This window comes from Bradyrhizobium sp. cir1 (assembly GCF_014198245.1).
GTDB lineage: Bacteria > Pseudomonadota > Alphaproteobacteria > Rhizobiales > Xanthobacteraceae > Bradyrhizobium.
Genome location: NZ_JACIHE010000029.1, coordinates 70,684 through 77,595, shown reverse-complemented (window position 1 = coordinate 77,595; position 6,912 = coordinate 70,684). Strand labels below are relative to the sequence as shown.

Annotated in this window: 5 protein-coding genes; 4 read left to right on the top strand and 1 reads right to left on the bottom strand. The window is 65.0% G+C overall.

Annotated elements, in window-relative coordinates; genetic code table 11:
* Positions 1-305: 305 nt before the first annotated feature.
* The 4 genes from GGD63_RS35025 (at position 306) to recQ (ending at position 5,600) form a co-directional block, all read left to right on the top strand.
* Positions 306-1,607 (top strand): O-acetylhomoserine aminocarboxypropyltransferase/cysteine synthase family protein, encoded by a 1,302-nt coding sequence (locus tag GGD63_RS35025; RefSeq protein WP_183249101.1) that lies wholly within the window; start codon positions 306-308, stop codon positions 1,605-1,607.
* 13 nt (positions 1,608-1,620) lie between these two features.
* On the top strand, positions 1,621-2,622 hold the full coding sequence (locus tag GGD63_RS35020; protein ID WP_183249099.1) for a homoserine O-succinyltransferase: 1,002 nt from the start codon (positions 1,621-1,623) through the stop codon (positions 2,620-2,622).
* A 106-nt stretch (positions 2,623-2,728) separates the two neighbouring features.
* Entirely contained in the window at positions 2,729-3,472 is a 744-nt protein-coding gene (locus GGD63_RS35015) for a polysaccharide deacetylase family protein (RefSeq protein WP_183249097.1), read from the top strand.
* A 262-nt stretch (positions 3,473-3,734) separates the two neighbouring features.
* The gene (gene recQ, locus GGD63_RS35010) at positions 3,735-5,600 is read left to right on the top strand and encodes a DNA helicase RecQ (protein ID WP_183249095.1); all 1,866 of its coding nucleotides are present in this window, start codon (positions 3,735-3,737) and stop codon (positions 5,598-5,600) included.
* Between the two features lie 222 nt (positions 5,601-5,822).
* Here the strand turns inward: recQ and GGD63_RS35005 are convergent, their stop codons facing one another.
* Complete coding sequence (locus GGD63_RS35005) at positions 5,823-6,836, bottom strand: 1-aminocyclopropane-1-carboxylate deaminase (protein WP_183249094.1); 1,014 nt, start codon at positions 6,834-6,836, stop codon at positions 5,823-5,825.
* Between the last annotated feature and the right edge of the window lie 76 nt (positions 6,837-6,912).

Here is a 6,912-nt window from a genome sequence, read left to right as displayed (position 1 = left end):
GGCGCTGCGCTAGCGCAGCGCCGCAGCGGACCGAACCATGAACGACTGTCACCTATCGATCCGGTCTATTGTGTTACCCATCCATCCGCTGGACAACCATCACTGCCGCGGCACAGCGTGCAAATTCATTAATCGAACTTAACCCGGATTCAGGTCAATTCACCAACAACCGTTAGGGTTACTTCCTCGATCTCTAAGCGAATTATTGTCCGCTTTACCACCCGCCTCTAACAGAGGGACGGCGGACAACGCACGCGCCTCATACAGGCCAACAAGTGCGGCCCGCTCCACGCGGAGGTGGCACGATGCGCAACGAGACGATCGCTATTCACGCCGGCTACGAACCCGAAGCCACCACGCACGCGGTCGCCGTGCCGATCTATCAGACCGCGGCCTACGCTTTCGACAGCGCCGATCATGGTGCGGCCCTGTTCAATCTCGAGGCCGAAGGTTTCCGCTACAGCCGCATCGCCAATCCGACCAGCGCGGTGCTGGAGAAGCGCATCGCCCAGCTCGAAGGCGGTGTCGGCGCGCTCGCGGTCGCGACCGGCCAGGCCGCGCTGCATTTCGCCTTCGTCAACGTCGCCGATCACGGCGGCAACATCGTGTCGGTGCCGCAGCTCTACGGCACCACGCACACGCTGCTCTCGCACATCCTGCCGCGCCAGGGCATCACCGGCCGCTTCGCCGAGAGCGACAAGCCCGAGGCTATCGAGAAGCTGATCGACGAGAATACCCGCGCGGTGTTCGCCGAGACGATTGGCAATCCCGCCGGCAATGTCTGCGACATCGAGGCGCTGGCGAAAATCGCGCATGCGCATGGCGTGCCGCTGATCGTCGACAATACGGTCGCAACCCCGATCCTGCTCAAGCCGTTCGACTACGGCGCCGATATCGCCGTGCACTCGCTGACCAAGTTCCTGGGCGGCCACGGCACCACGCTTGGCGGGGCTATCGTCGATTCCGGAAATTTTCCGTGGGCGAAATACGCCGACCGCTTCCCCGCCTACAACAAGCCGGACGCCTCCTATCACGGTCTCGTCTACGCCGAGCGCTTCGGCCGCACCGCCTATATCGAGCGCGCGCGCAGTGTCTATCAGCGCACCATGGGCTCGGTGCTGTCGCCGTTCAACGCCTTCCTGCTGCTCCAGGGCATCGAGACCGTGGCGCTGCGCATGGAGCGCCATGTCGAGAACGCCCGCAAGGTCGCCGAATTTCTTCGCGGTGATTCGCGCGTCGCCTGGGTCAACTACACGGGCTTCCCCGACAGTCCCTACTATCCGCTCGTCCAGAAATATCTCGACGGCAACGCCTCGTCGCTGTTCACCTTCGGCATCAAGGGCGGCATGGAAGCCGGCAAGAGCTTCTATGATGCGCTGAACCTGATCACGCGCCTCGTCAATATCGGCGATGCCAAATCGCTGGCTTGCCATCCGGCCTCGACCACGCACCGCCAGATGTCGGCGGAGCAGCAGCGCGCCGCCGGTGTGCTGCCGGAGACGATTCGCCTGTCGATCGGCATCGAGCATGCCTCAGATATCATCGAGGACATCGACCAGGCGCTGGAAAAGGCTTGTCCGTCGTCGCGCCTCGAGGCCGCGGAGTAGGCGGACGGCTCCGATGACGATCTTGATCGACAGGGATCAAGGCATATCGAGCCCGGCGCTGGTGCCGGCCGAGGGCGATCTGGCGCGCGACCATGCCGGCGCCGAGCTAACCATCGGACTGATCAACAACATGCCCGATCCGGCGCTGAAGGCGACCGAGCGGCAGTTCATGAAGCTGCTCCAGGCCGCCGCGGGCCCGCGCCGCATCCGCTTCCACTGCTTCTCGTTGCCTAGCGTGAAGCGCTCGCCGGAAGCCAAATGGCATGTCGAGAGCGAATATTCCGATCTCGCAGATCTCAAGCGCGGGCAATTCGACGGGCTGATCGTGACCGGGGCCGAGCCGGTCGCGCCCGAGCTACACCAGGAACCGTATTGGCGCGACCTCATCGATCTGATCGACTGGGCGAGGACCAACACGCGCTCGACGATCTGGTCATGCCTTGCCGCGCACGCGGCGGTGCTGCATCTCGACGGCATCGAACGGCGTCGTCTGCCGGCCAAATGTCACGGTATCTTCGACTGCGAAGCAGTGCTGGATGATTCCCTCACGCACGCCGCGCCCGCGCCGCTCAAGGTTTCGCATTCGCGCCTGAACGAGATCGCCGAGAGCGACCTCGCGCAGGCCGGCTATCAGGTGCTGACCCGCTCGGCCGCGGCCGGGGTCGACGTCTTCGTCCGCCAATATGCCAGCCGTTTCGTGTTCTTCCAGGGCCATCCGGAATATGATGCGCTGTCGCTCCAGCGCGAATATCTGCGCGACATCGGCCGCTATCTCGCGCGCGAGCGCGAGACTTACCCGCATGTGCCCGTGAGCTATTTTGACGCAGTCACCGAAGAGAAGCTGGCGCGCTTCGAGAAGCGGGCGCGGCACCAGCGCCATCCGGCGCTGACCAACGACCTGCCGGCGCTGGAATTGCGCGCCGATATCGCCGCCGGCAGCGCGGCGGCGGCGCTCTTCCGCAACTGGCTGCAATATCTCGGGGCGGAAGCCGATGCCGCGGTCCTGGCGCGCTAGTCCAAGGGGCGTTGGTTCCGCGTTAGGATTACCAAAGCGTTAGGCTTGCCTCAGCCAGCGCGCGAATGTTTCAGTGGAGAAATACGGAATCACAGGAAGCGCTGTCGTGTGGTCGGCACTCCAGGGACGCGTGAGCAATCGGCTGGCCCGGCATTTCCGTGCCGCGCCGCACCGGCTGCCTGCGCATGCGCCGATGGTGAGCTTCACCTTCGACGATGCGCCCGACAGCGCCGCCGGCGAGGGCGCCTCGCTGCTCGAAGCGCATGGCGGCCGCGGCACTTACTACATCGCCGGCAGCCTGATCGACCAGCCGTCGGATCACTGGCATGGTTTGTCGCGCGATGCGATCGTGCGGCTTCACCAGGCCGGTCACGAAATTGCCTGCCACACCTTCTCGCACCGGAGCTCGGCCAATCTCGACGAAGCCTCGATGGCCCGCGAGATCGAGCGGAACCGCAGCCATTTCCGCGGCATCGATTCCTCGATCACGCTGGAGAATTTCGCCTACCCTTATGGGATCGCCTCGGTCTGGCGCAAGCCGCAGCTGGCGAAGGCGTTCCGCTCGGCGCGCGGCATTCTTCCCGGCGTCAATCGCGACGTCATCGACCTCCAGTTCCTGCGTGCCTCGCCTCTCGTGGATTGCGAGATCGACAAGGCAGGCGTCGATCGCTATTTCGACGAGGCGGTCGCAAGCGGCGGCTGGCTCATCTTCTACAGCCACGACATCGCCCATGCGCCGAGCCCCTATGGCTGCACGCCGCATTTGATGCGCCACGCGCTGGATGCGGCAGGCAAGCGCAACATGCCGATCGTGACCGTCGCAGAGGCGCTGCGGCGAATCGGAGCGTAGCGTCGTCTTCACGGAGTATGCTCTCTTCACCTCTCCCCGCTTGCGGGGAGAGGTCGGATCGCTCTTGCGATCCGGGTGAGGGGGTACAGGTCTCACGTGCACCTCATCTGCGGATAGAGGGCCCCTCACCCCACCCTCTCCCGGTAAGAACGGGGAGAGGGAGAGGAAGCAGCGGTGCAAGCCCCCCAAACAGTCTTGCCACGGCCGCGCCAGCATGCGACTGGCCATGTGACGAATCCCGCGGCCTCACTTCGACACGCCCATGAATGCTCCATCCACCGCTCCGCTGCCCGCGCCGGCCAACGGCCGCGATGCGCTGTCGGTGCTGCATTCTGTGTTCGGCCTGCCGGGGTTTCGCGGGGCGCAGGGCGACATCATCCGGCACGTCACCGACGGCGGCAACTGCCTCGTGCTGATGCCGACCGGCGGCGGCAAGTCACTGTGTTACCAGCTGCCGTCCCTGCTGCGCGAAGGCTGCGGCATTGTGGTCTCGCCGCTGATCGCGCTGATGCGCGACCAGGTCGCGGGCCTGCTGGAGGCCGGCGTCAACGCCGCCGCGCTCAACTCCTCGCTGACGCCGCAGGAGGCCTCCGACGTCGAACGCCGCCTGATCGCAGGCGATCTCGATCTGCTCTATGTCGCGCCGGAACGGCTGGTCACGCCACGCTGCCTGTCGCTGCTGGCGCAGGCGAAAGTGGCGCTGTTCGCGATCGATGAAGCCCATTGCGTCTCGCAATGGGGCCATGACTTTCGCCCGGAATATGTCGGCCTCTCCATCATCGCCGAGCGCTTTCCCGACGTGCCGCGCATCGCGCTCACCGCGACCGCCGACGAACTGACGCGCAAGGAGATCGTCGAGCGGCTGCAGCTTGCCGGTTCCCCGCAATTCGTCTCCAGCTTCGATCGCCCCAACATCCGCTACGAGATCGTCGACAAGCGCAATGCGGTGTCGCAGCTCAAGGAGTTCATCCGCGAGCGTCATATGGGCGACGCCGGCGTGGTCTATTGCCTGTCGCGCAACCGGGTCGAGGAGGTCGCCGCCGCGCTCGACGAGGCCGGCATTGCCGCGCTGCCCTATCATGCCGGTCTCGACAGCAGCATCCGCTCGCGCAACCAGGACCGTTTCCTCAACGAGGACGGCATCGTCATCGTCGCGACCATCGCCTTCGGCATGGGCATCGACAAGCCCGACGTGCGCTTCGTCGCCCATCTCGATCTGCCCAAGAGCATCGAGGCCTATTACCAGGAGACGGGACGCGCCGGGCGCGATGGCAAGCCCTCGGCTGCCTGGATGGCCTATGGCCTCTCCGACATCGTGCAGCAGCGCCGCATGATCGACGAGTCGGCCGGGTCCGAGGATTTCAAGCGCGTCTCGATCGGCAAGCTCGACGCGCTGGTCGGCCTTGCCGAGACGCCGCATTGCCGGCGCAAGCGCCTGCTCGCCTATTTCGGTGAGGTCGTGACGGCCGAGACCTGCGCCAATTGCGACAATTGCCTGACGCCGCCGAAGATGCGTGACGGCAAGGTGCTGGCGCAGAAGCTGCTGTCCTGCGTCTACCGTACCGGCCAGCGTTTCGGCGCCATGCACCTGATCGACGTGCTGGTCGGGCGCCTGACCGAAAAGGTCACGCAGTTCGGCCACGACAAGCTCTCGGTGTTCGGCATCGGGCGCGAGCTCAACGAGAAGCAGTGGCGCACGGTGCTGCGGCAGCTGGTGGCGATGGGCCATTTGCAGAGCGACAGCGAAGCCTATGGCGCGCTGAAGCTGACGGATTCGGCGCGCGGCGTGCTGCGCGGAGAAACGGAAGTTTGGCTGCGCGAGGAGGCGCCCGGCACCCGCATCCGGTCAAGCCGCGCAAAATCCCGTCGTGGCGATCTCGCGCCCGCGGCGGGCACGCCGCAGGGCGACGTCGATCCCGAATTGCGCGCGCGGCTGCGGTCCTGGCGTTCGGACGTCGCACGCGAACGCGGCGTGCCGGCCTATGTGGTGCTGCACGATGCCACCATCGACGGCATCGTGCGGGCCTGGCCGACCACGCTGGACGAGCTGCGCAACGTGCCCGGCATCGGCGACAAGAAGCTCGAGCATTATGGCGACGAGCTGCTGCAGATCATCAGGACGCGGTAGAATGTGCACAGCTGCCGCGGCTGCTGGTGCGCACAACTCCCTCCACATCGTCATCCCGGACAAGCGCGCCCAAAGCGCGCGCAGATCCGGGATCCATACCGCGTGATCCATCTTGAGGCAGGCGCGACGACGTTCTTCGCCAAACATTTCCCTATGGGTCCCGGATCTGCGCTGACGCTTGTCCGGGACGACACAGGTGTATGAGGCGAGAGCTACGCGATCTCACCCGTTCCGAAATGCGTAGCCGTAGCCGTTCAGCGCCGGCGCGCCGCCGAGATGGGCGTAGAGAATCTTCGCGCCCTTCTCGAAATGGCCCTTCTTGGTCAGGTCGATCAGGCCTTGCATCGATTTGCCCTCGTAGACAGGGTCGGTGATCATCGCCTCTAGCCGTGCGGTGAGGCGGATCGCTTCCTTGGTCTCCTCCGACGGCACACCATAGGCGGGATAGGCGTAATCCTCGATCAGCACGACGTCGTCGGCAACGATGTCCTTGCCGAGCTCGACGAGCTTGGCGGTGCTCTGCGCGATCGAGAGCACCTGCGCCTTGGTCTGCGCCGGCGTGAAGGAGCCGTCGATGCCGATGACTTTTCGCGCACGGCCGTCGGCGGCAAAGCCGACCAGCATGCCGGCATGGGTCGAGCCGGTGACGGTGCAGACGATGATGTAGTCGAACTTGAAGCCGAGCTCCGCTTCCTGCTTGCGCACTTCCTCGGCAAAGCCGACATAGCCGAGCCCGCCATATTTGTGCACGGAGGCGCCGGCGGGAATCGCGTAGGGCTTGCCGCCCGCCGCCTTCACTTCCTCGATCGCCTGCTCCCAGCTCTTGCGGATGCCGATGTCGAAACCGTCGTCGACGAGGCGCACGTCGGCGCCCATGATGCGCGAGAGCATGATGTTGCCGACGCGGTCATAGACGGCGTCCTCGTGCGGCACCCAGGCCTCCTGCACCAGGCGGCACTTCATGCCGATCTTGGCGGCGACGGCGGCGATCATGCGGGTGTGGTTGGACTGCACGCCGCCGATCGACACCAGGGTGTCCGCATTGGAGGCGATCGCATCCGGAATGATGTATTCGAGCTTGCGCAGCTTGTTGCCGCCATAGGCGAGGCCGGAATTGCAGTCCTCGCGCTTGGCATAGATCTCGACATTGCCGCCGAGGTGCTTCGACAGCCGCTCCAGCTTCTCGATGGGCGTCGGGCCGAAGGTCAGCGGGTAGCGCGCGAATTTTTCCAGCATGGTCAGGTCATCCCGATTGGTGTTGGTGTCTGGGATGTGGCTAGCATCGCCGCGGGAAAATGTGCTCTCAAATATA